This is a genomic window from Mycobacterium sp. ITM-2016-00318, from assembly GCF_002968285.2.
Taxonomy (GTDB): Bacteria; Actinomycetota; Actinomycetes; order Mycobacteriales; family Mycobacteriaceae; genus Mycobacterium.
The window spans coordinates 2,173,996-2,195,273 of the sequence record NZ_CP134400.1 but is presented as its reverse complement, the minus strand read 5'-3'; the positions used below and the strand labels follow the sequence as shown (position 1 = coordinate 2,195,273).

Genomic DNA, 21,278 nt, shown 5'->3' with positions numbered 1-21,278 from the left:
ATCAGCGGTCGCTCGGCGGTCGCATTTCTTGCGGCTCGCCTTCCTCCAACTCGCCTTCCTCGAGTTCGCCCGCCTCAAACGCCTCACGGGTGTGCTGGGCGGCGGCGATCTGCCGTGCGGTGAAACCGATTCCGAGCGCCGCGGCGCCGACGACCACCGCGATACCGGCGACCCACAGCAGCGAGTAGGTGTAGCCGGCGTCGAGCGCGTCGAGCTGGGCGGGCGTCATATCGGAGACCGGTCCCGTGGTGCCGCCCAGATACAACGTGCGCGACGTGATGACGGCCTGGATCACCACGAGCACCAGCGGTCCGCCGAGGTTGTAGACCATCAGCTGGATCGCCGACACCGGCCCGATCTCACGAGGCCCGACATCGGCCACCGCGCACAGCGGCAGCACCACCGAGATGACGCCGATTCCGAAGCCGCCCACCACGATCAGCGCGACGAAGTCGGGGAAGTAGGAGATCGAGCGGTCCAGTGTGGAGCCGTACAACATCGCCGCGAGCACCAGCGTTCCGCATCCGATGATCAGCCATCGCGGCGCGATGTGCGGGGCCACGCGGGTGGCCAGCACGGTGCCGAAACCGAACGCGGCCGCGAACGGCAGGAAGGCGACACCGGCGCGCAGTGCCGAATAGCCCATCACGTCCTGTACGTAGAGACCGATGATCACGGTCGCGGTCAGCATCACGCCGCCGGCCATGAACAGCGATAGGAAGGTCATGACGCGGCTGCGGTTGTCGAACACCGTGAACGGGACGATCGGGTGTTCCGCGGTCCTCTCGACGAACAGGAACGCGGCCAGGAAGACCACTGCGGCGACACCCGCGCCGATCACCCACGGGTCGATCCAGCCGCGCGGCGGGCCCTGGGTGAACACCAGCACCGCCGACGTGCAGGCGAGCGTGGCCAGCGCCGCGCCTGCGACGTCGAGCTTGAGCCGTTCGTGGTTCGTCTCGGCCAACCGGGTGACCGCGACCCAGATGATGACGATGCCGATCGGGACGTTGATCAGGAATGCCAGCCGCCAGGACACGACGGTCAGCGCGCCGCCGAGCACCAGCCCAAGCACTGAACCCGACGCCTGCATGGCGGCCGAGACGGCGAATGCGCGGTTGCGGGCGTGCCCGACGGCGTAGGTGGTCGCGATCAACGCGAGTCCGGTGGGTGCTGCGATCGCCGCGCCGGTGCCCTGCACCGCCCTGGCGATGATCAGGGTGATTCCGTCGGTGGCCAGTCCGCACACCAGCGATGCGATCGTGAACACGCCGACGCCGGAGAGGAACGCGCGCTTGTGTCCGATGGCGTCACCGACCCGGCCGCCGATCAACAACAGGCCGCCGAATGTGAGCACGTATCCGGTGATGACCCAGCTCTTGGCCGCGTCGGACAGGTCGAGTTCGGCCTGCAGTCGCGGCAGCGCGACGATGACGATGGTGCCGTCGAGCGTGGCCATCAACTGCATGCCGGTGATCGCGAAGATCGCGATACCTAGAACATGCGTTGTCAGACGCGGTGCGGAGTGGTCGGTCGACCCGCTGGAACCGCCCGCCGCAGACATGGCTTGCCAGCCTACCCAGATGCGGGTTCTGCGTGCCCAGCGGCGCTCGGTACACCCAGCCGCGCCGAGATCGCTAGAGCTCGCCCTGGTCGATCGCGTCCTTGACTTCCTGGGCATGGGCGACCTGCTCGGCGGTGTAGCCGATGAACAGTGCGACCACGCCGACGCAAATTGCCACCGCGGCAATCCACAGCAGGCCGTACGCGTAGCCCTGATCCAGGGCGTGCAACTGGAAAGCGTCCATGTTCTTCACCGGACCCGTCGTGCCGCCCAGATACAGCGTCCGCGACGTGATCACGGCCTGGATGATGGCGAGCACCAGCGGGCCGCCGAGGTTCTGCAGCATCAGCGCGATAGCGGAAACGGGACCGATCTGGTCGAAGCCGACGCCTGCGATCGCGGAGATGGTCAGCGGGACGACGATCGTGCCGATCCCGATGCCACCGATCACGATCGGCGCGACGAGGTTCGGGAAGTACGGGATGCCCGCGTTCAGGGTGGACCCGTAGATCATGGCGCCGAGCACCAGCACGCCGCCTGCGATCGTCAGCACGCGCGGTGAGAACACCGACACCAGCTGCGAGGAGACGGCGAGGCCGACGCCCATCGCGAGAACGAACGGAATGAAGCCGATGCCTGCCCGCAGCGCGCTGTAACCGAGGATGTCCTGCACGTACAGCCCGATGGTGACGGTCAGCGTGAAAAGCACACCGCCCGCGAGGAAGACGGCGACGAAGGTGGCCACCCGGTTGCGGTCGGTGAAGAGACTGAACGGCACGACGGGGTTCTGCGCAGTGCGCTCGGCGATGAGGAACGCGATGAAGAAGACGCCTGCGGCGGCGACCGAGCCGAGCGTGATCGGCGACAGCCAACCCTGCTCGGGGCCCATGGAGAAGCCGAAGACTGCAGCCGTACAGGCAAGCGTGGCGAGGATGGCGCCGGTCGCGTCGAGCTTCATCCGCTCCTTGTGCGTCTCGCGCAGGCTGGTGCGGGCCAGGTAGATCATCACGATGCCGACCGGCACGTTGACCAGGAACGCCCATCGCCAGGACACCTCGGTCAGCGCGCCGCCGACGACAAGGCCCATCACGGAGCCGATCGCGGTCATGGCGCCGAACACGGCCGTCGCGGCGTTACGTGCAGGCCCCTTCGGGAAGGTGGTCGCGACCAGGGCCAGGCCCGTCGGCGAGGCGATCGCCGATCCCACGCCCTGCAGCAGCCTGGCGATCACCAGCGTGGTCTCGTCCCATGCGATGCCGCAGAGGACGGACGCGATGGTGAACAGCGCGACGCCCACGATGAAGGTCCGCTTGCGCCCGATGGTGTCGCCGAGGCGCCCACCGAGCAGCATCAGGCCGCCGAAGGTCAGCACATAGGCCGTGATGACCCAGCTGCGGCCCGCGTCGGAGAGGTTGAGTTCGTCCTGGATCTTAGGAAGCGCAACGATCGCGACCGTGCTGTCCATGGTTGCCAGCAGCTGCATGCCGCCGATCGCGATGACCGCGGCGATGAAGCGCCGAGAGGGCAGCCAAGCCGGGTACCTGCCGGTTTTCGACACCGCGGAGGGTTTCGCCTGCTCCGGGAGCGCCCGGGCCGTGCCGCCTTCTGCGTCACGTCGGATGGCGGCGCGCTCTGCGTCATTGAGAGCCGTCATAGGTGGTTACCTTACAGTAATCTTAAGATCCCTTTAACCGCCGAAGGCCGCTACGGGGCCGATCACGATGATCGCCGGTGGTCGGACGCCTTCCGACCGGATCGCCTCTGGCGCGTCGCCGAGCGTGGTCCGCAACGTCCGCTGCGCCGAGGTCGTGCCGTGCTGGACGACGAGCACTGGTGTATCCGCAGGTCGGCCGCCTTTGAGCAGGACTTCGGCGAATTGCTCGATCCGCTCGACGGCCATCAGCAAAACGACGGTGCCGGACATCGCGGCCAGCGCATCCCAATTCACTAACGATTCGGGGTGTCCCGGCGCAACATGGCCGCTGACCACCACAAACTCGTGCGTTATCGCTCGGTGGGTGACGGGAACGCCTGCCATTGCGGGAACCGCTATGGCACTTGTCACACCCGGCACGACAGTCACCGGAATGCCGGCATTGGCACACGCGATCACTTCCTCGTAGCCGCGCGCGAAGACGAACGGGTCGCCGCCCTTGAGCCGGACGACGAACTTGCCTTCTTTGGCCCGCTCGATGAGCACCGCATTGATCGCATCCTGTGCCATCGCCCGGCCGTACGGAATCTTCGCGGCGTCGATGACCTCGACGTGCGGCGGCAGTTCTGCGAGCAGTTCCGGCGGCGCGAGCCGGTCGGCGACCACCACGTCGGCGTTGGCCAGCAGACGTCTGCCACGCACCGTGATCAGCTCCGGGTCACCGGGTCCGCCGCCGACAAGGGCCACCCCGCCGTGCACGACGCCGGGCGCTTCGCCGGTGATCAGGCCCTGCTGGAAAGCCTCGTGTATCGCCGATCGGATGGCCGCCGAACGTCGGTGATCGCCCGCGGCGAGTACGCCGACGGCCAGCCCCTCGTAGTCGAATGTGGCGGGCGTCACCGCGGAACCTTCGCTTCCGGCGTCGGCACGGACGCAGAAGACTCGCCGCCGCTCGGCCCCGTCGACAACGGCCGCGTTGACGTCGGGGTCGTCGGTGGCGGCGATGACGTACCACGCGCCGTCGAGATCGCCGTCCTCAAAGACCCTGAGCGTCAGCGTGATTCCGCTCATCGCTTCGACGGCAGGAGTCGCGGACCTGGAGATGACGTGCACGTCCGCGCCGGTGGCAACCAGCAAGGGAAGGCGGCGCTGGGCAACCGTGCCACCGCCGACGACGACGACCTTCCTTCCGGCGAGGCGCAGGCCGACGAGGTAGGCGTTCTCAGAGGTCACCTCGCTCTCCCCCTGCCCTTCGGGCGGGCGGTACCCCTACGCGTGCGCGTCATCCGGCGAGCTTAGAGGTTTCTCGCCGCCTCGACGAAGCGTGCCGTCGCATGGGGGCGGGCCGCCGGATGGGTGTGCAGATAGCTGGCATGCACTCCGCCGTGCACGGCGCCGTCGCGGACGGCGGCGACGTCGCGGCCGCGATACACCCAGGCCGGGTGATAGCTGTCGGCGAACGTGACTGTGGTTCGGTGGAACTCATGGCCGATCGCGCGCTCCCCCGCCGCGTAGAGCGTCGAATCGGCGGTGGCGGCGGCTTCGCGGTAGGCCAGCGTGAGCCGGTCGGTGAACCGCGCCGAGCCCGAAAGCACACCGCACATCGGATAGCCCTCGAGCTCGTCGACGAGGTACGTCAGGCCGGCGCATTCGGCGTGCACGGGCGCACCCGTCGCGGCGAGCGCGGCGATCTGTTGTCGGACAGGTACATTGGCCGACAACTCGGTGCTGAACTCCTCGGGGAACCCGCCGGGCAGCACCAGCGCCGCGCAGCCCGCGGGCAGGCCGTCGATCAGCGGGTCGAACTCGACGACGTCGGCGCCCGCCGCCCTGAGCAGTTCTGAGTGTTCGGCGTAGCTGAAGCTGAACGCTCTACCCGAGGCTAGGGCCACCGTGACACCGCAGGCGGTGCGGTCGCCGACGGCGTCTTCCGCGCTCCACGGGTCCGCGGTGACGTGTCCGCCCGCGGCGGCGACGACGCCCGCCAGGTCGACGTGCGCAGCGACTAAGGACGTCATCGCGGCGACGGCGGCGCGGGCATGCTCACCGTGTTCGATGGCGGTGACCAGCCCGAGATGCCGTGAGGGCACGCTCAACTCGTCGAGCCGCGGCAACGCGCCGACAACCGGGATGCCAGCATGCTCGCACGCCTGCTGCAGCACCTCCGCGTGCCGCGGTGAGCCGACCCGGTTGAGGATGACCCCGGCAATCCTTGTGGTGTCGTCGAACGTCGAGAAGCCGTGCAGCAGCGCGGCCATGCTGTGGCTCTGCCCCTTGGCGTCGACGACGAGGATCACCGGCGCGCCGAGAAGGGCGGCGACGTGTGCCGTCGAACCCGTCGCCGGGCCGGTCATGGTGGGTTCGATGCGACCGTCGAACAGCCCCATCACGCCCTCGACCACGGCGATGTCGCACCCGTCGCCGCCGTGCCGGTACAGCGGGCCGATCAGGTCGTCGCCGACCAGAACCGGGTCGAGGTTGCGGCCCGGCCTGCCCGCCGCAATCGCGTGATAGCCGGGGTCGATGTAATCGGGGCCGACCTTGAAGGGGGCGACGCGGTGCCCAGCCTGTCGCAGCGCGCCGATCAAACCCGTTGCCACTGTGGTCTTTCCGCTGCCCGACGCAGGCGCGGCGATCACGACGGCAGGCACGCCCACCGTGCTCACGGCCGTTCCGTTTTCGCGCGAGCAGACGCAAAAGTGCCCGACACGCCGTCTAAATGGGCACCTTTGCGTCTGCTCGCGTAGGCCCAGCCCGCGAGAAGAACAGTCACCACTCGATGCCCTTCTGACCCTTACGGCCCACGTCCATCGGGTGTTTCACCTTGGTCATCTCGGTGACCAGATCGGCGGCGTCGAGCAGAGACTGCGGGGCGTCGCGGCCGGTGATCACCACGTGCTGGGTACCCGGCCGCGCAGCGAGCGTGGCGACCACCTCGTCGGTGTCGATCCACCCCCATTTGAGCGGGTAGGTGAACTCGTCGAGCACATAGAAGTCGTGCCGCTCCTCGGCCAATCGCCTGGCGATCTCGGCCCAGCCGTCGGCCGCGGCGGCGGCATGGTCGACGTCGGTGCCAGCCTTGCGCGACCACGACCAGCCGGACCCCATCTTGTGCCATTCGACGGGGCCGCCGACGCCGTGCTCGTCGTGCACCCGGCCGAGCTCACGAAAAGCGGCTTCCTCGCCCACTTTCCACTTGGCGCTCTTGACGAACTGGAACACCGCGATGTCGAAACCCTGGTTCCACGCGCGCAGTGCCATTCCGAAGGCCGCTGTCGACTTGCCCTTACCCGCGCCCGTGTGCACGGCGAGCAGCGGTGCGTTGCGGCGGACGCGAGTCGTCAGACCGTCGTCGGGAACGGCGAGAGGTTGTCCCTGAGGCATCTTCAGCCCTCCCTATGCGGCGGTGCGGACCACGGCGGTGAGGTTGTCGGCCCTCAGCTGCGCCAGCCGAACCGCGGGGGCACCGAGGTGACGCGCCAGGTCCTCGGCCAAACCGAGTCGCACGAAGGATGTTTCGCAGTCGACGACGACGGCCGCCGCGCCTTCTGCGAGCAGTCGCGCCGCCGCGATCCGCGCCCGGCCGAGCGGGTCGGGACCGCCGGTGGCGCGTCCGTCGGTCAGGACGACCACCAGGCAGCGCCGGGCCCGATCGCGCGCCTTCTCGCGCACGACCACATCGCGTGCGGCCAGCAGCCCCTGCGCCAGTGGCGTTTTCCCACCGGTGTCGAATCGGGTCAGCCTGCGCCCTGCTATGTGCACCGACGAGGTCGGCGGCAACAGCACGGTGGCGTCCTGCCCACGGAAGGTGATCACCGCAACCTTGTCCCGGCGCTGATAGGCGTCGCGCAGCAGCGAGAGCGTTGCGCCGCTGACCGCCGACATCCGGTCGCGCGCCGCCATCGAGCCCGATGCGTCGACGACGAAGATCACCAGGTTTCCTTCGCGGCCTTCGCGAATCGCTCGGCGGACATCGTCGGCTGTGGGACGGGGCCGACCCGGCCGCTGCTGCCGACGCGCAGCGGCCAGCAGCGTCGCGAAGACATGCAGACCGTGCCCCTCGTCGGGCTCTGCCGTCGACGAAACGGGCGTCCCGGTGCGGTTGCGCGCACGCGAGCGTCTACCGGGAGCGCCCTCCCCCACACCGGGAACCTGGAGGGTGCGGGTTCGGAAGACGCCCGACGGCGCCGCGCTCGGGCGCGTCGTGGGTGACGAATTGCCCTGCGGCTGGGGCCGATCCGAATCGGTGACCGGCGCACCGCCGCCATCGTCGGGTGAATCCGGGTCGGGCTCGGGGTTCGGGTCACCTGCCTGCTCCTGCGATTGCGCCATCGCATCGTCGAGCTGCTGGGGGTCAAGGCCGGGATCGTCGAACGGGTCGCGTCGCCGCCGGTGTGGCAGCGCGAGCTCGGCGGCCACGCGGATGTCGGTTTCCTCGACTACTCGCGACCCGCGCCACGCCGCGTGTGCGACTGCGGTGCGCGCCACCACGAGGTCGGCGCGCATCCCGTCGACGTCGAACGCCGCACACAGCGCGGCAATGCGGCGTAATTCGTTGTCCGGCAAATCCACATCGCCGACAGCTGCGCGGGCGGCAGCGATCCCGCGGGCCAGCTCGGCATCCTGTTCGGCGTAGGAAGCGGCGAACGCGGCAGGGTCGGCCTCGAACGCCATCCGTGCGCGAATCACGTCGGCTCGCACATCGACCTCGCGTGAGGCGTGCACGTCCACGGTGAGCCCGAACCGGTCGAGCAGCTGCGGGCGCAGCTCACCCTCTTCCGGATTCATGGTGCCGATCAGGACGAATCTCGCCTCGTGGCTGTGCGATATCCCGTCGCGTTCGATGTGCACCCGGCCCATCGCGGCGGCGTCGAGCAAGACGTCGACGAGATGGTCGTGCAGCAGGTTGACCTCGTCGACGTAGAGCACGCCGCCGTGCGCACGGGCCAGCAGACCCGGCGAGAAGGCGTGCTCACCGTCGCGCAGCACGCGTTGCAGATCCAGCGAGCCGACCACCCGGTCCTCGGTCGCCCCGATCGGGAGCTCGACCAGCGCCGAATCGGGGTCGACGGCCGCGAGCACCTGCGCGAGGCCACGCACCGCCGTGGATTTCGCGGTGCCCTTCTCGCCACGGATCAGCACGCCGCCGATCTCGGGCCGCACCGCGCACAGCACCAGCGCCAGTCGCAGCCGGTCATGCCCGACGATCGCGCTGAACGGATAGCCCGGGATCACTGTTGTTCGCTTCCGCCGCGCAGCATCGGCACGTGCGGAATCCCGTCGTCGAGGAACTCGTCGCCGTCGCGGACGAAGCCGTGCTGTCGGTACATGTCTTCCAGGTAGGTCTGGGAGTTGATGCGGCACGGGTAGTCTCCCACTTCGGCCAGCGCCGCCTGCAGCAGCCGATTCGCATGGCCGTGGCCACGCGCAGTGCGCTTCGTGCAGAGCCGCCCGACGCGGAAGCCCTTCGCGCCGCCCGCGTGCTCCTCCATCAACCGCAGCGTGGCGATGACATCGCCGTCGGAGCCCGCCAACCAGAAGTGACGGGTGTCTGCCGACAGGTCGCGCCCGTCGAGCTCCGGGTACGGCGTCGCCTGCTCGACGACGAACACCTCGACGCGCAGCTTGAGCAGCTCGTAGAGCGTTGGGGTGTCGAGATCCTTGGCCCAGGCGCGACGCAGAGAAACGTTCACGAAGTCGGCACCGTCACGGACACGGTGCCCAGGTTATCCCGCCGAGCGTCGGCCCGAAGCGGGCCACCTGCCCGCGGTTAAGGTAGCTGACGTGACCGCCTGGGAGCCCGATGTTCTGCCCGGCTACTGGCAGCACACCCTTGCCCTTGGGCCGGACCCCGACGGCGAAGGCGACCTGGTGGCCACCCTGGTTCGCGCAGGCGATCGGGAGCGACCCGTCGAGCACGCCGTGCTGCTGGTGCACGGGTTCACCGACTACTTCTTCCACACCGAGGTCGCCAACGCCTTCATCGACCGCGGTTTCGCCTTTTACGCCCTCGACCTGCACAAGTGCGGGCGATCCTGGCGCGAAGGGCAGACCCCGCACTTCACCACCGACCTGACCCGCTACGACGCCGAGTTGGACCGCGCACTCGCCATCGTCACTGCGGCCACCGGTGGGGCGAAGGTCCTCGTGTACGGGCACTCGGCGGGCGGGCTCGTCGTGTCGCTGTGGCTGGACCGGTTGCGGCGCCGCGGCGCCACCGCCGCCAAAAACCTCAACGGCCTTGTCCTCAACAGCCCGTGGCTGGACCTGCAAGGCCCGGCGATCCTGCGCACCGTCGGCACCGCCGCGATCGGCGCTGTCTCGCGCTTCCGTAAGAAGCTGGTGGCCCGGTCGCCGACGGAAGGCGGGTACGGCACCTCTTTGCACCGCGACTACCACGGCGAATTCGACTACGACCTCAACTGGAAACCGGTCGGCGGCTTTCCGGTGACGTTCGGCTGGATCAACGCGATCAGGCGCGGACACGCGCGCCTGCACCGCGGACTCGATGTCGGCGTGCCGAACCTGATTCTGCGCTCGGACCACAGCGTGCGGGAGGTACCCAACCCCGACAAGATTCAGCGCGGCGACGCGGTGCTCGACGTCGAGCAGATCGCGCGGTGGGCGGGCTGCATCGGCAACCGGACCACGATCGTGCCGATCGTCGACGCGAAGCACGACGTGTTCCTGTCGCTGGAAGAGCCGCGCGCCGCCGCATTCCGCGAACTGGGCCGTTGGCTGGACTGGTATGCCGACTGGTCACATTCGGCAGGTGCAGAAGCGCAATCGGAACAAGGATGACCTGAATGGAACATTTCGACATCGCGATCATCGGCACCGGCTCGGGCAACGCGATTCTCGACCAGCGCTACACCGACAAGCGCGTCGCGATATGCGAACAGGGCATTTTCGGCGGTACCTGCCTCAACGTCGGCTGCATCCCGACGAAGATGTTCGTCTACTCCGCGGAGGTCGCGCATACCGTCCGCGACACCGCCCGATTCGGTGTCGACGCGACGCTTGACGGTGTTCGGTGGAGCGACATCGTTTCGCGGGTGTTCGGTCGCATCGACCCGATCGCGATGGGCGGCGAGAACTACCGACGATCATCACCCAACGTCGTGGTGTACGACACCCACACCCGCTTCACCACATCCACGGCCGATGGTCGCTATCAGCTGCGCACCGAGAACGGCGAGGAGTTCACGGCGGACCAGGTGGTGATCGCGGCCGGCTCGCGTGTCTCGGTGCCCGACGCGATCAGGGACTGCGGCGTCGACTACTACACCAGCGACACCATCATGCGGATCGGCGAATTGCCGAAACACCTGGTCATCGTCGGGGGCGGGTTCGTCGCCGCCGAATTCGCCCACACGTTTGCAGCGCTGGGTACCCGGGTCTCGCTGGTGATCCGCGGTGGGACGCTTCTGCGGCACTGCGACGACACGGTGTGCGAGCGGTTCACCGACATCGCGTCGAAGAAATGGGAGATCCACAACCACTGCAACGTGGTCGGCGCCAGCCAAGGTAGCGATGGCGTCACTCTGACGATGGACAACGGAGCGACTCTGAAGGCCGATGTCGTGTTGGTGGCGACGGGCCGCGTACCCAACGGCGACCTGCTCGACGCCGAATCCGCCGGCATCGAGGTTCGTGACGGCAGCGTCGTTGTGGACGAGTACCAACGCACCACTGCCCGCAACGTTTTCGCGCTCGGCGACGTGAGCTCGGACTATCAGCTCAAACATGTGGCCAACCACGAGGCTCGCGTGGTCCGGGAAAACCTGCTGCTGGACTGGGACGACACCGAACACCTCAAGCAGTCCGACCATCGTTTCGTGCCGTCGGCGGTGTTCACCGATCCGCAGATCGCGATGGTCGGGCTCACCGAGAATCAAGCCCGCGCACAGGGATACGACGTCAGTTCGAAGGTGCAGGACTACGGCGACGTCGCCTACGGCTGGGCGATGGAAGACACCACCGGTATCGCGAAGATCATCGTCGAAGCCGAGTCCGGGAAGATCCTCGGCGCCCACATCATGGGCTATCAGGCGTCGTCGTTGATCCAGCCGATCATCCAGGCGATGAGCTTCGGTCTTGCCGGTCAGGACATGGCGCGCGGCCAGTACTGGATCCATCCGGCGCTGCCTGAGGTCATCGAGAACGCTCTGCTGGCGTTGTGCGGCGAACCGCCGTGGCCGCCCGCCCGCCGCCATTGAGTACTGACCATGCCGTGGGCTCGGTGGTCGACTCACGTTCTCTCAGCGCGTATTTCACGCGAGTCACTCTCGATGTGCCCGATGTGGAGCGGCTGAACCTGCCGAATTGTGCCGACACCGCTGTCGGAATCTATTTCGGCGGGGAGCGGTCCGCGCCGGGCCGGACCTACACCGTTCGACGGGATGTAGGCGGGGACGCGCGTCTCGTCGTCGACATCCTCATGCACGGTGACGGCGTGGGAACCGCGTGGGCAAGCCGTGCCGCCGAGGGTGACAAGGTCGTGCTGGCGCATGCCAATTCGTGGTACCGGCCACCAGCGACCACCGACTGGCAGTTGCTCGTTGCCGATATGGCCGGGTTGCCCGCGCTCGCCGCGATCCTGGACGATCCGCCACCGGTACCGACCACCGTGTTCGTCGAGGTGGTCGACGACGACGCTCTGGCCTACCTGCCAACCCAGCCGGACGTGACGGTGGTGCCCTCGTTCGACGGTGCCCTCCCCCAGCGGGTTTCGGCGTACACCCCACCGGAGGGGGCCGGTTACTGCTGGTTCGCCGGCGAAGCGAGCGATGCGCGCGCCGTACGCAAGCACCTGCGGAATGAACTGCATTGGGAGCTCGGCCAACTCGACGTCATGGGTTACTGGCGGCGGCACTCCGCTGGTTGGGATGACCGGTTCGCGCTCGTCGGCGCCGGTCTGTATTCGGTCTACGCCAAGGCGCTTGACGACGGCAAGAGCGCGAAAGACGCCATGGAGCAGTTCGATGAAGCGCTCGAGCAGGCCGGGCTCTAGCAACCCACGAGAAGGCTGATGATTCAGTCGGCCGCCGCCCACCGCTTCTCGACGTGACCGTAACGCCAGATGCCGAGGGCGATGAGCCATGCCGCGATGAAGAGGCCGACGATCATGAAGCCGACGAACTCGAGATTCGCCGAAGCGATCACCTCCACCGGCCCGGACTCGATGCCGAGCCGGTCGGCCAGCAGGCCGCTGAGGACGATGACGCCGATGACCAACGCGACGATGACCGACAGCACCGTCACCGTGAGGTTGTAGTAGACCTTGCGCACCGGCTGCAGGAAGGCCCAGCCGTAGGCGCGCGACATCAGGATGCCGTCGACCGCATCGAACAGGCTCATCCCCGCGGCGAACAGCACAGGCAGCACCAGGATCGCGTACCAGGGCAGCGTGAACGCGGCCGTTCCCGCCGCCAGCACGAGCAGCGCCACCTGGGTGGCCGTATCGAAGCCGAGGCCCATCAAGAGCCCGACCGGATACAGATGCCCCGGCTTGCTCACCCGGCGCATGACCCTGGCGAATACCCGGGCCAGCAGGCCTCGCTGCTGAAGTTGACGCTCCAGTTCGGCCTCGTCGAGCTCGCCGCTGCGCATGCGGCGGAACACCTTGGCGATGCCCACTGCGGCGAACAGATTCGAGAGCCCGATCAAAATGAGGAAGGTGCCTGCGACAAGGGAACCCACCAGGGCAAGGGTCTGCAGCATCGGCGATCCCTCGTCCTGCACCGGCCCGACGATCGCGCGCACGCCGATCGCCAACAGGAACGCCAGGCCGAAAACCACGCTGGAATGTCCTAGCGAGAACCAGAAGCCTGCCGACACCGACCGGGTGCCTTCCCCGACCAGCTTGCGGGTGGTGTTGTCGATGACGGCGATGTGGTCGGCGTCGAATGCGTGTCGCACGCCCAATAGGTAAGCCGTGACGCCCAGACCTACGCCGAAGACTCCGGCGGAACCGAGCGTGATGTGCTGTGGAGCCACGCCGAGTACCAGCACACCCCACCCGAAGACGTGGAGTGCGAGCACGACGGCGCCCATTGCGGTGATCGACATCCAGTCGGTTCGGTCGAAACGATTGGTACCGGCGGCTTCCGACTGCGTCGCGACACTCACCATGCCGACCCTAGAACCCGGGCCTTCATCTGTCTAGCTGAACAGATATTCAGGTGTGAACTGGCTCAGGCCCGAGTCGTGGCGAAGCCTCGAGTTGGCCAGGTGATCAGCCGTGCTGGGCGCCGATTCGGTGCAGCAACTCGTGGACGATCTCGTCCTCGAGCCGGTAGCTGACCTCTCGGCCGGTCCGCGTCGAACTCACCCAGCCCTGCTGCCGAAGCACCCGAAGCGCTTGAGACACCGCATTTTCCGACCGCCCGAGTGCCGCGGCGAGATCACCGACGCAGATCCCCGGCGCCCGGTGCAGGCACAGCAGGATCTCCAGCCGGTTGGGATCGGACAACAGGTCGAAACGCAGGGTCCAGCCGGCGGTGTCGACGTCGGCCAGCGCCGACGACGCACGCTCGACCAGCTGCTCTTTCACGGGCTTCTCCACTGCTGACAATGTAATCCAGCCACCGGGTACCCAGCGGCTGGATCACCCCGCGGCCCCTCTACCTACCGCTCGAGCTTCCGTGCGGTGACGAGCAGATACTCGGCCTCATACGCCGTCGCGCCGGGCTCCGTCGAGGAGTTCCATTCAGTGAGGAACGCCAGGAAGTCGCGGTCCAGAGCCGCAACCCGCTCGGCATCCTCGGCGTTGAACCTGTACGCCGCGATCGTCGGCCCGTAGTTGCGCTTCCAGTACTCGCGGAATTCCTCGGGCGTCGCACTGTGGTCGATGAGGACCTTCTGGCGACGCAGCTCGAGATCGGTCACCCGATCCCCGAGCAGTTCGCGGACGTGGTCCTCGTCGCCCCACAGTGGTGCGGGGCTGGCGCCAGGCGGTGGCGGCGGTGCGTACGGCTTCATCGTCTTGAACAGGTTGCCGATGAAGCCCTGCGGCGTCCAGTTGATCAATCCGATCGTTCCACCCGGACGGCACACCCTGATCAACTCGTCCGCGGCCGCCTGGTGATGCGGTGCGAACATCACACCGACGGATGACATCACGACGTCGTAGCTGTCGTCTGCGAACGGCAGAGCCTCCGCGTCGGCTTCCGCCCACTCGAGCTCGACACCGCGCGCGGCAGCGATGCGCCTGCCGGCGGCGAACAGCTCCGGCGTGAGGTCACTTGCGGTGACGATGGCGCCGGTCTCGGCGGCGGGAATGGCCGCGTTGCCCGAACCGGCGGCGATGTCGAGGACGCGGTCGCCGGACTTGACGCCGCAAGCGCGCACCAGTTCGGGACCGAAGGCGGGGATGAGCTCGGCGGCGACGGCCGGATAGTCGCCGGATGCCCACAGGGCACGGTGTTTGGCCTTGAGTTCACGGTCGTCGGCTTCGACGGTGGTCATCTCATGCACTCCTTCACGTAGGTGATTGACGTTAATAGCGTCGCCCCGCGGTGTTGAGCAAGGGTTCGCAGATCGTGAAATCTCCTGCTCACAGGACATATTCTGGCTTTTCAGGTGTGCCGCTCAAGTGTCGCAAGCGCCAGCGCCACGGCTTGGGCGCCGGACATGCCTGCCCCCTGGCGCGCGTCGAGGCCGACGAGCTGGTCTGCGCGCAGCGGCGATTCCTTGCCCGCGGCGACGAGCGCGTGATGCAGGCGCGTCGCATCCTCCTCGGCGCCGACCCTGAACAGAAATCGGGTGACGTAGCGGAGATTCAACCACTGCTGGCTCCAGTCTCCGACCCGGTCCCAGTGATCGATCACCTCGATCAGGGCATGCGCCGCGCTCGCGGGTTCGTCGTGGACGGCGCGGGTCGCCGCGGCCTCCATCGACGCGATGCCATGCCACCAGAAATTCTGCACCGATGCCGCCAGCTCAGCGGCCTCGTCGAACAACGCCAGGGCACGTTCGGGCGCCGACTTCTTGGACACCAGGCCGAGCGCATAACGTGCCATCGATCGCGCCGTCGGGTTGGCAGTCGTATCGGATACCGCGACCGCCTCCTCCGCGGCGGCGATGCCGTCGTCGGGGACACGCAGCGCGGCATGGCAGATCGCCACGTAGAACAGCGTCCACACCAGGCGAATCGGATCGTTCTCGGCGCGGGCACGCACCATCTCCGCATGGTAATGGCTGAGCGCGGCGCCCGGATCCCCTTCATACAGTGCAAGATCCGCGAGCACATCGCCGGGGTAGGCGACGCGGCCGTTGCCGCGGCCCGGGTCGCGCCCGCGGGCCAGGCTCGCCAACGACCGGGCCTGCTCGAACTCCCCCTTGTTCCACGCTCCCCGTGCGGCGAATCCGACGGCGGCGGCGTAGAGCCGGTGGTCGGGGTCGGTCAACTCGACCAGCCGCTGCGCCCAGCCCGAAGACTCGTATCCGATTCGGAGGTGGACGAATTCGGACAGCGACGTGACCAAACGCAGGGCGTTGTCGATGTCCGCCGCAGCGACGGCGTGCTCGAACGCCACCCGCAGGTTGTCGTAGTCGGGCGTCATCCGCTCGACCCACGCCCCTTCGTCGACGCCGTGCATGCCGGCCGCGGCGCGCTCAGCCAAACCGGTGTAGTACCGCGCATGGCGCGAAACGTTGTCCTCGAGAAGACCGCTGTTCCGCAATCGATCACGGCCGTACGCGCGCAGCGTTTCGAGAAGGAAGTAGCGGGCTCCGGTCGTGCCGGCGCGCATCTTCACCATGGATTTGTCGAGCAGCGCGGTGAGCAGGTCGAGGATGTCGTCTTCGGTGTCGGCGTCCGCACCGCATACGCCGTGGGCGGCGTCGAGGTCGAAACCGCCCGCGAACACCGAGAGCCGGACGAACAATGCCTGTTCCCGCTCAGTCAGCAGACGGTAGGACCAGTCGATCGTCGCGGCGAGGCTCTGCTGCCGTCGTGGCGCATCGCGTGTTCCGCCGCGCAGCAGCCGCAGCCCGTCCAGCCGGCGTGCCACGTCGAGGCTGCTCATCGCGCGCATGCGCGCGGCGGCCAGTTCGATCGCCAACGGAAGGCCGTCGAGACGCCTGCAGATCTCGGCGACTGCCCCTACGGGTTCCCGGTCGAGGTCGAAATCGGGTCTGCCGGCCTTGGCGCGCTCGGCGAACAGCGCGGTTGCGTCCTCGACAGGCAGCGCGGCCACCGGCACGATTCGCTCACCCTCGATGCCGAGCGCCTCGCGGCTCGTAGCCAGCACGACGACATCCGGGCAGTGCCGCGCGATCTCGTCCGCGAGACGCGCGGCGGCGGGCAGGACGTGTTCGCAGTTGTCCAGTAGCAGCAACATCCTGTGCGTGCGCAGGTAGTCGATGACGGTGTCCTCGATTCCGAGCCCCTGCTGTTGTTGCAGTCTCAGCGCCGCGGCGACCACGTGGCCGACCGCCGAACCGTCCTCCAGAGGCGCCAGCTCGCAGAACGCCGCACCGTGGTCGAATTCCGCCTGCAGCCGGCTGGCGACCTCGAGGCCCAACCGCGTCTTACCGACCCCGCCGACGCCGGTCAAGGTCACCAACGGGCTGCGGGCAAGGGCGTCGAGGACGGTGGATATGTCACGTTCGCGCCCGACGAAGCTCGTGATTCGCCTTGGCACTGTTGGGCGCGGGCGGGCGGTCACCGCAGCACGTGGCGCGGGCGTTGGCACCAGATGCCCTGGGTCGCCGTCGAGGATTTGCTGGTGCACCTGCCGCAGTCCTGGCCCGGGGTCCGTGCCCAACTCCTCCACGAGCCGTTCACGCATCGCGCGGAAGGTCTCCAACGCGTCGGCTTGTCTGCCACAACGGAACTGGGCGAGCATCAGCTGTCCGGCCAGCCGTTCGTCGAGCGGATGCTCCGACGACAATGTGACAAGGCCGGGGAGCAGCTCACCGTGCCTGCCGACCCGCAAGGCGGCGTCGTTGCCGTCCAGCGCGACCGCGAACCGCTCGGCCTCCAGTGCAGTCCGAACGTCGTTCATCCAGGGCGTGTCGAGCGACGCGAAAGGGACGCCGCGCCACATCGACATCGCCGCGTCGAACAACGCGTCGGCCTCGACGGCTTCGGCCGCAGCGCGCGCCCGGCGCGCCAGCTGCCGAAACGTGTGCAGATCAATCGACGACGGATCCGTCGTCAGCACATAGCCGCCGGGCTGGCGCGTGATCTGCACACCATGGTCGCCGAGCACATGCCGGAGCCGGGACAGATAGCCGGCCAGGGCGTTTCGCGCACGGTGCGGCAATTCGTCGGACCACACCCGCTCGATCAGTTGGTCGGACGGTACAAGGCGGTTCACGTCGATCAGCAGTGCCACCAGGACGCAGCGCTGACGCGCGGGACCGATGTCGAGCAACTGCCCGCCCGTACGCGCCTCCACGTCGCCGAGTAACCCGAACTTCACCGCCACCCGTACAGCATGAAGGCTTCGAGCGGCCTGAACTGCGAATTTCATAATCGCGACAGGCCTGCCGAAACCTCGCCCGGCACGGTTACACCGTCAACGACCGGGCCACCCGCGGCCCACGAGCACTGGAGAACCGATGAGCAGGCGTACGAAGATCACGACCTTGATGGGCGGAGCGGCCATGGTCGCCACCGTCGCCGGCATGACCCCGGGCCTTGCACCCGCATCGGCTGCCCCCGCGCAGTCACCGGAATCGCATCTGACCATCGTCGACCAGGACTTCACCGGCGCAGGTCAGAACCGGGTGATCGTGCAGGGTGTGTATCCGATGGAGAAGCCTGATGCTGTCGGCTATCTCAACAACCTGAGCGCCGGCTGCGGCGGCATGCACTACATCGTCTGGGGCGACGACGGCGGTGAGCAGTACCTGTCCGACCGCAACTACCCAGGAGTCCGCGAGGACGTCGACGGCTTCGTCAGGGCCACCGACCGCGGCCTTGAGTATCTGCAGCAGTTCGTCGTTCCGGCGAGTGTCCTCAACGAGGACAGCGACGGCACCGACGAGGTGTTCGTCCGTGCGCGCTTCGTCGACGGCGACTGCGGCAGCAGAGTCCAGAACACGAACGTGGTGGAGGGCGACTTCTGATCTCCCACGGCGGGCCGGCACAGCAGAAATTGTTGTGCCTAGCCCGTTTTCGTGTCAGCAGTAGGGGCGAAGAGCGGCCCTCGCGAACTCGACGACATCGGCCTCGGCAGGCACAGTGGCGCTTGCGTCCTCGACCCGCGCGGCATCGTCACCGGACAAGGGCGGTTCACGGCCCGCGTCGACGAAGAAGCGTTGCAGCGTTGCGGCTTCGTTCTCGGCCCCCAAGCGCACCAGCAGTCGTGCCACATGCCGCAGCGTGTCCCACTGCTGAGCGATGAGCCCGGGCCCCCCGTGCTCCCAGTGATCGAGCACCGGTATCAGTGTCGGCGCGGCCGCGATCGGATCACCGTGTACGGCGCGGATGGCCGCAGCCTCCATGCCTGCCATCCCGGTACACCAGTTGTTGTCGACAGACGCGCCGATCTCGTTCGCTTGTTCGAGCAGCGCGAGCGCCCGCGGCGGATCGGCGCGGGCCAGTGCCCGGCCGAGGGCGCAGCGCGCCAGTGACCGTGCCGTCGGAACACCCGCGGCGTCCGCGACGACGATCGCCTCCTCCGCATAGGGCACGCCCGCTTCGGGGGCGCCGAACGCCCGATGGCACATGGTGATCCGGTCGACGATCATCACCAACCGGATCGGATCGCCCGCACTGCGGGCACCTGGCAGCTCGGCCTCGTAATGCGCCAGCGCGGTCTCCGCATCACCGTCGTACAGGGCGATATCGGCGAGTACGTCGTCGGGATGAGCGAGGTAGCAGGGACGTTCGCCGGCAACCCGGCCAGCCGCCATGTCGGCAAGTGACCGCGCGTGCGGGAAGTCGCCGAGTACCCAGGCCGCGCGCGCCGCGACACCAACCGCCGATACAAACAGCGGATGGTCGTGGTCGGCCGAATCCACCACTCGGAACGCCCAGCGGGCCGCGTGGTAGCCCACGCGGTTCATCAAGTCGATCAAAGAGGTGACAAGCCGAAGCGCAAGGTCGATGTCGCCGTCCGACATCACATGCTCGAACGCCGTTCGGAGATTCTCGAAGTCGGGCGACGCGTAACGCGTGCCCGCATTGGGCGCCATCCGCTCGACCCAGGCCCGCTCGTCGGCGCTGTGCATACCCCGTTCGGAGCGCTCAACGAGCTCGATGTAGTAGCGCGCGTGCCGGGCTGCGATGTCGTCGGTAAGGGCCTTGTCCTGCAACCGTTCCCGTCCATACGCCCGCAGCGTCTCGAGCACTCCGTAGCGAGTCGCCATGCCGCCACTGCGAATGAAAACCATTGACTTGTCGACCAACCCGGTCAACAGGTCGAGGATGTCGTCCTCGGTCTGCCCCGCGTCGGCACACACGCCGTGCACCGCTTCGAGGTCGAACCCGCCTGCGAAGACGGACAGCCGGTCGAACAACGCCTTCTCCCGCTCGTCGAGCAGGTGGTACGACCAGTCGATGGTCGCCGCAACGCTCTGTTGGCGCGGATGCGCACCGCGGGCGCCGCCGCTGAGAAGGCGCAGGCGGTCAAGTCGGCGCGCGACATCGAGGCTGCTCATCGCGCGCATCCGCGCTGCGGCCAGTTCGATGGCGAGCGGAACGCCGTCGAGCCGTCGACAAATCTCCGCCACGGCACCGACCGGTTCGTTGTCGGCGTCGAAGTCCGGGCGCGCCGCCCGGGCCCGTTCGGCGAACAGTTCTGCGGCATCCTCGGCCGGCAGCGGAGATATGGGGGTGATCCTTTCTCCCTCCGTGCCGAGCGGCTCTCTGCTTGTGGCCAGCACCGACACCCGCGGGCAGTCGCGCACGATGCGGTCGACCAGCTGTGCGGCCTCGAACAGCACGTGTTCACAGTTGTCGACGACAAGGAGCAGCTCGCGGGCCCGCAGATAGTCGACGACCGCCTCGTCGGCTTCGTGGGGGCCCTGCTGAAGTCTCAGTGCCGATGCGATGGAGTGGCCGACGGCGGCGCCGTCGGCCAATGGCGCGAGTTCACAGAACCATGCGCCGTCAGCGAAGCTCTCCCTTGTGCAGTCGGCCACCTCGAGCGCGAGCCGCGTCTTACCGACTCCGCCGACGCCGGTCAAGGTGATGAGCGGACCGTCATTCAAAGCCTTGCGCAGCGACGCCACTTCGCGGTCGCGGCCGATGAACCGCTTCGTGCGACGCGGCACGTTCGTCTGGGCGGTTGTCCTACCGCCTACAGCCGACGACGGCGACGATGGCGGCCTTGAGGGCGCTGCAAAGGAATCGCTTTCGAGTATCTGCTGGTGGATCTCGCGCAGCGGCGGGCTGGGGTCGACGCCAAGCTCGTCGATGAGGCGCTCACGCATCCTGCGGTAGGTTTCCAGTGCGTCGGCCTGACGCCCGCAGCGGTATTGCGCGACCATCAACTGTCCGGCCAGTCGCTCGTCGAGCGGATGGCCGTGGTGTGCGGTGGTCATCTCGTCGAGCAGTTCGGTGTGCTGCCCGGCACGCAGCGCGACGTCATTGCGGTCCAGCACCACCGAGAGCCGTTCCGCCTCAAGCGAAGTGCGGTAGTCGCTGATCCATGGAGTGTCGAGGGCCGCAAACGGCTCGCCACGCCACAGATCGAGCGCGCGGCCGAACAGGCCAGTGGCTTCGTGTGGATCCGCGGTCGACCGCGCCTCTGCGGCCAGGTAACGGAACAGGTGCAGGTCCACCGAAAGCGCCTCGGCCGTCAGGGTGTAGCCGGCAGGCCCGCGGGTGATCTGCAGGGCTGAAGCATCGGCCAGAAGCGTGCGAAGTCGAGACAGGTAGCCCGCGAGGGCATTGCGGGCACGGTGCGGCGGCTCGGCGGACCACACCCTGTCGATCAACTGGTCGACCGACACCGGCTTGTTGACATCGACCAACAACGACGCGAGGACACACCGTTGCCGCGCGTGGCCGATGTCGAGCGGGTGGCCGTCCACGCAAGCCTCGACTTCGCCGAGCAACTTGAATTCCGCGGCCATGCAGTACAGCGTTCACCAAGTGAC

The 21,278-nt window shown here is 67.7% G+C and carries 16 protein-coding genes; 4 read left to right on the top strand and 12 right to left on the bottom strand.

All coding sequences use genetic code 11. The features are described from left to right. Nucleotide 1: 1 nt before the first annotated feature. The 7 genes from C6A82_RS10585 to C6A82_RS10555 form a co-directional block, all read right to left on the bottom strand. Nucleotides 2-1,468, bottom strand: a complete 1,467-nt coding sequence (locus C6A82_RS10585) for an MFS transporter (RefSeq protein ID WP_233217153.1) — start codon at nucleotides 1,466-1,468, stop codon at nucleotides 2-4. Nucleotides 1,469-1,637: 169 nt separating this feature from the next. Beyond that, nucleotides 1,638-3,218 carry an MFS transporter gene (locus tag C6A82_RS10580; RefSeq protein WP_105348771.1) on the bottom strand — a complete coding sequence of 527 codons (1,581 nt, stop codon included), beginning with the start codon at nucleotides 3,216-3,218 and terminating at the stop codon, nucleotides 1,638-1,640. Nucleotides 3,219-3,251: 33 nt separating this feature from the next. Beyond that, nucleotides 3,252-4,451 (bottom strand): uroporphyrinogen-III C-methyltransferase, encoded by a 1,200-nt coding sequence (gene cobA / locus C6A82_RS10575; RefSeq protein WP_105348770.1) that lies wholly within the window; start codon nucleotides 4,449-4,451, stop codon nucleotides 3,252-3,254. Nucleotides 4,452-4,513: 62 nt separating this feature from the next. After that, a complete protein-coding gene (locus tag C6A82_RS10570; protein WP_105348782.1) occupies nucleotides 4,514-5,875 on the bottom strand; it encodes a cobyrinate a,c-diamide synthase in 1,362 nt (453 codons plus the stop codon). A 112-nt stretch (nucleotides 5,876-5,987) separates the two neighbouring features. After that, a complete protein-coding gene (gene cobO / locus C6A82_RS10565) occupies nucleotides 5,988-6,602 on the bottom strand; it encodes a cob(I)yrinic acid a,c-diamide adenosyltransferase (RefSeq protein ID WP_105348768.1) in 615 nt (204 codons plus the stop codon). Nucleotides 6,603-6,614: 12 nt separating this feature from the next. Then, nucleotides 6,615-8,450, bottom strand: a complete 1,836-nt coding sequence (locus C6A82_RS10560; protein ID WP_199193957.1) for a magnesium chelatase subunit D family protein — start codon at nucleotides 8,448-8,450, stop codon at nucleotides 6,615-6,617. Further along, on the bottom strand, nucleotides 8,450-8,911 hold the full coding sequence (locus tag C6A82_RS10555; RefSeq protein WP_105348764.1) for a GNAT family N-acetyltransferase: 462 nt from the start codon (nucleotides 8,909-8,911) through the stop codon (nucleotides 8,450-8,452). The genes C6A82_RS10560 and C6A82_RS10555 overlap by 1 nt, the downstream gene beginning before the upstream one ends. A 91-nt stretch (nucleotides 8,912-9,002) precedes the next feature. Here C6A82_RS10555 and C6A82_RS10550 point away from each other — a divergent pair, with 91 nt between their 5' ends. The 3 genes from C6A82_RS10550 to C6A82_RS10540 are packed head-to-tail and all read left to right on the top strand — an operon-like array spanning nucleotide 9,003 to nucleotide 12,231. Continuing rightward, a complete protein-coding gene (locus C6A82_RS10550; protein WP_105348763.1) occupies nucleotides 9,003-10,019 on the top strand; it encodes an alpha/beta hydrolase in 1,017 nt (338 codons plus the stop codon). 5 nt (nucleotides 10,020-10,024) lie between these two features. Further along, nucleotides 10,025-11,437 (top strand): mycothione reductase, encoded by a 1,413-nt coding sequence (gene mtr / locus C6A82_RS10545; protein ID WP_105348761.1) that lies wholly within the window; start codon nucleotides 10,025-10,027, stop codon nucleotides 11,435-11,437. 14 nt (nucleotides 11,438-11,451) lie between these two features. Beyond that, nucleotides 11,452-12,231, top strand: a complete 780-nt coding sequence (locus tag C6A82_RS10540; protein WP_311101778.1) for a siderophore-interacting protein — start codon at nucleotides 11,452-11,454, stop codon at nucleotides 12,229-12,231. Between the two features lie 23 nt (nucleotides 12,232-12,254). Here C6A82_RS10540 and C6A82_RS10535 read toward each other — a convergent pair whose 3' ends face one another. The 4 genes from C6A82_RS10535 to C6A82_RS10520 form a co-directional block, all read right to left on the bottom strand. After that, nucleotides 12,255-13,289, bottom strand: a complete 1,035-nt coding sequence (locus C6A82_RS10535) for a HoxN/HupN/NixA family nickel/cobalt transporter (RefSeq protein ID WP_396836809.1) — start codon at nucleotides 13,287-13,289, stop codon at nucleotides 12,255-12,257. A 166-nt stretch (nucleotides 13,290-13,455) separates the two neighbouring features. Beyond that, entirely contained in the window at nucleotides 13,456-13,794 is a 339-nt protein-coding gene (locus tag C6A82_RS10530; protein WP_105348758.1) for a helix-turn-helix transcriptional regulator, read from the bottom strand. A 53-nt stretch (nucleotides 13,795-13,847) separates the two neighbouring features. Beyond that, nucleotides 13,848-14,687, bottom strand: coding sequence for a class I SAM-dependent methyltransferase (locus tag C6A82_RS10525; protein WP_105348756.1), 840 nt, complete (start codon nucleotides 14,685-14,687; stop codon nucleotides 13,848-13,850). A 110-nt stretch (nucleotides 14,688-14,797) separates the two neighbouring features. Then, the gene (locus C6A82_RS10520; protein WP_105348755.1) at nucleotides 14,798-17,656 is read right to left on the bottom strand and encodes a BTAD domain-containing putative transcriptional regulator; all 2,859 of its coding nucleotides are present in this window, start codon (nucleotides 17,654-17,656) and stop codon (nucleotides 14,798-14,800) included. A 133-nt stretch (nucleotides 17,657-17,789) separates the two neighbouring features. On the opposite strand from C6A82_RS10520, the gene C6A82_RS10515 reads away from it, so the two are divergent. Continuing rightward, complete coding sequence (locus tag C6A82_RS10515; protein WP_142406050.1) at nucleotides 17,790-18,299, top strand: hypothetical protein; 510 nt, start codon at nucleotides 17,790-17,792, stop codon at nucleotides 18,297-18,299. Nucleotides 18,300-18,353: 54 nt separating this feature from the next. Here C6A82_RS10515 and C6A82_RS10510 read toward each other — a convergent pair whose 3' ends face one another. Beyond that, complete coding sequence (locus C6A82_RS10510; protein WP_105348751.1) at nucleotides 18,354-21,254, bottom strand: BTAD domain-containing putative transcriptional regulator; 2,901 nt, start codon at nucleotides 21,252-21,254, stop codon at nucleotides 18,354-18,356. Nucleotides 21,255-21,278: the final 24 nt, after the last annotated feature.

Bases quoted from the DNA above. Each gene is read 5' to 3' on its own strand.
- C6A82_RS10510 (WP_105348751.1), bottom strand. From the start codon at position 21,254: ATGGCCGCGGAATTCAAGTTGCTCGGCGAAGTCGAGGCTTGCGTGGAC.
- C6A82_RS10525 (WP_105348756.1), bottom strand. From the start codon at position 14,687: ATGACCACCGTCGAAGCCGACGACCGTGAACTCAAGGCCAAACACCGT.
- C6A82_RS10515 (WP_142406050.1), top strand. From the start codon at position 17,790: ATGAGCAGGCGTACGAAGATCACGACCTTGATGGGCGGAGCGGCCATG.
- C6A82_RS10535 (WP_396836809.1), bottom strand. From the start codon at position 13,289: ATGTCGATCACCGCAATGGGCGCCGTCGTGCTCGCACTCCACGTCTTC.
- C6A82_RS10585 (WP_233217153.1), bottom strand. From the start codon at position 1,468: ATGCAGTTGATGGCCACGCTCGACGGCACCATCGTCATCGTCGCGCTG.
- cobO (WP_105348768.1), bottom strand. From the start codon at position 6,602: ATGCCTCAGGGACAACCTCTCGCCGTTCCCGACGACGGTCTGACGACT.
- C6A82_RS10580 (WP_105348771.1), bottom strand. From the start codon at position 3,218: ATGACGGCTCTCAATGACGCAGAGCGCGCCGCCATCCGACGTGACGCA.
- mtr (WP_105348761.1), top strand. From the start codon at position 10,025: ATGGAACATTTCGACATCGCGATCATCGGCACCGGCTCGGGCAACGCG.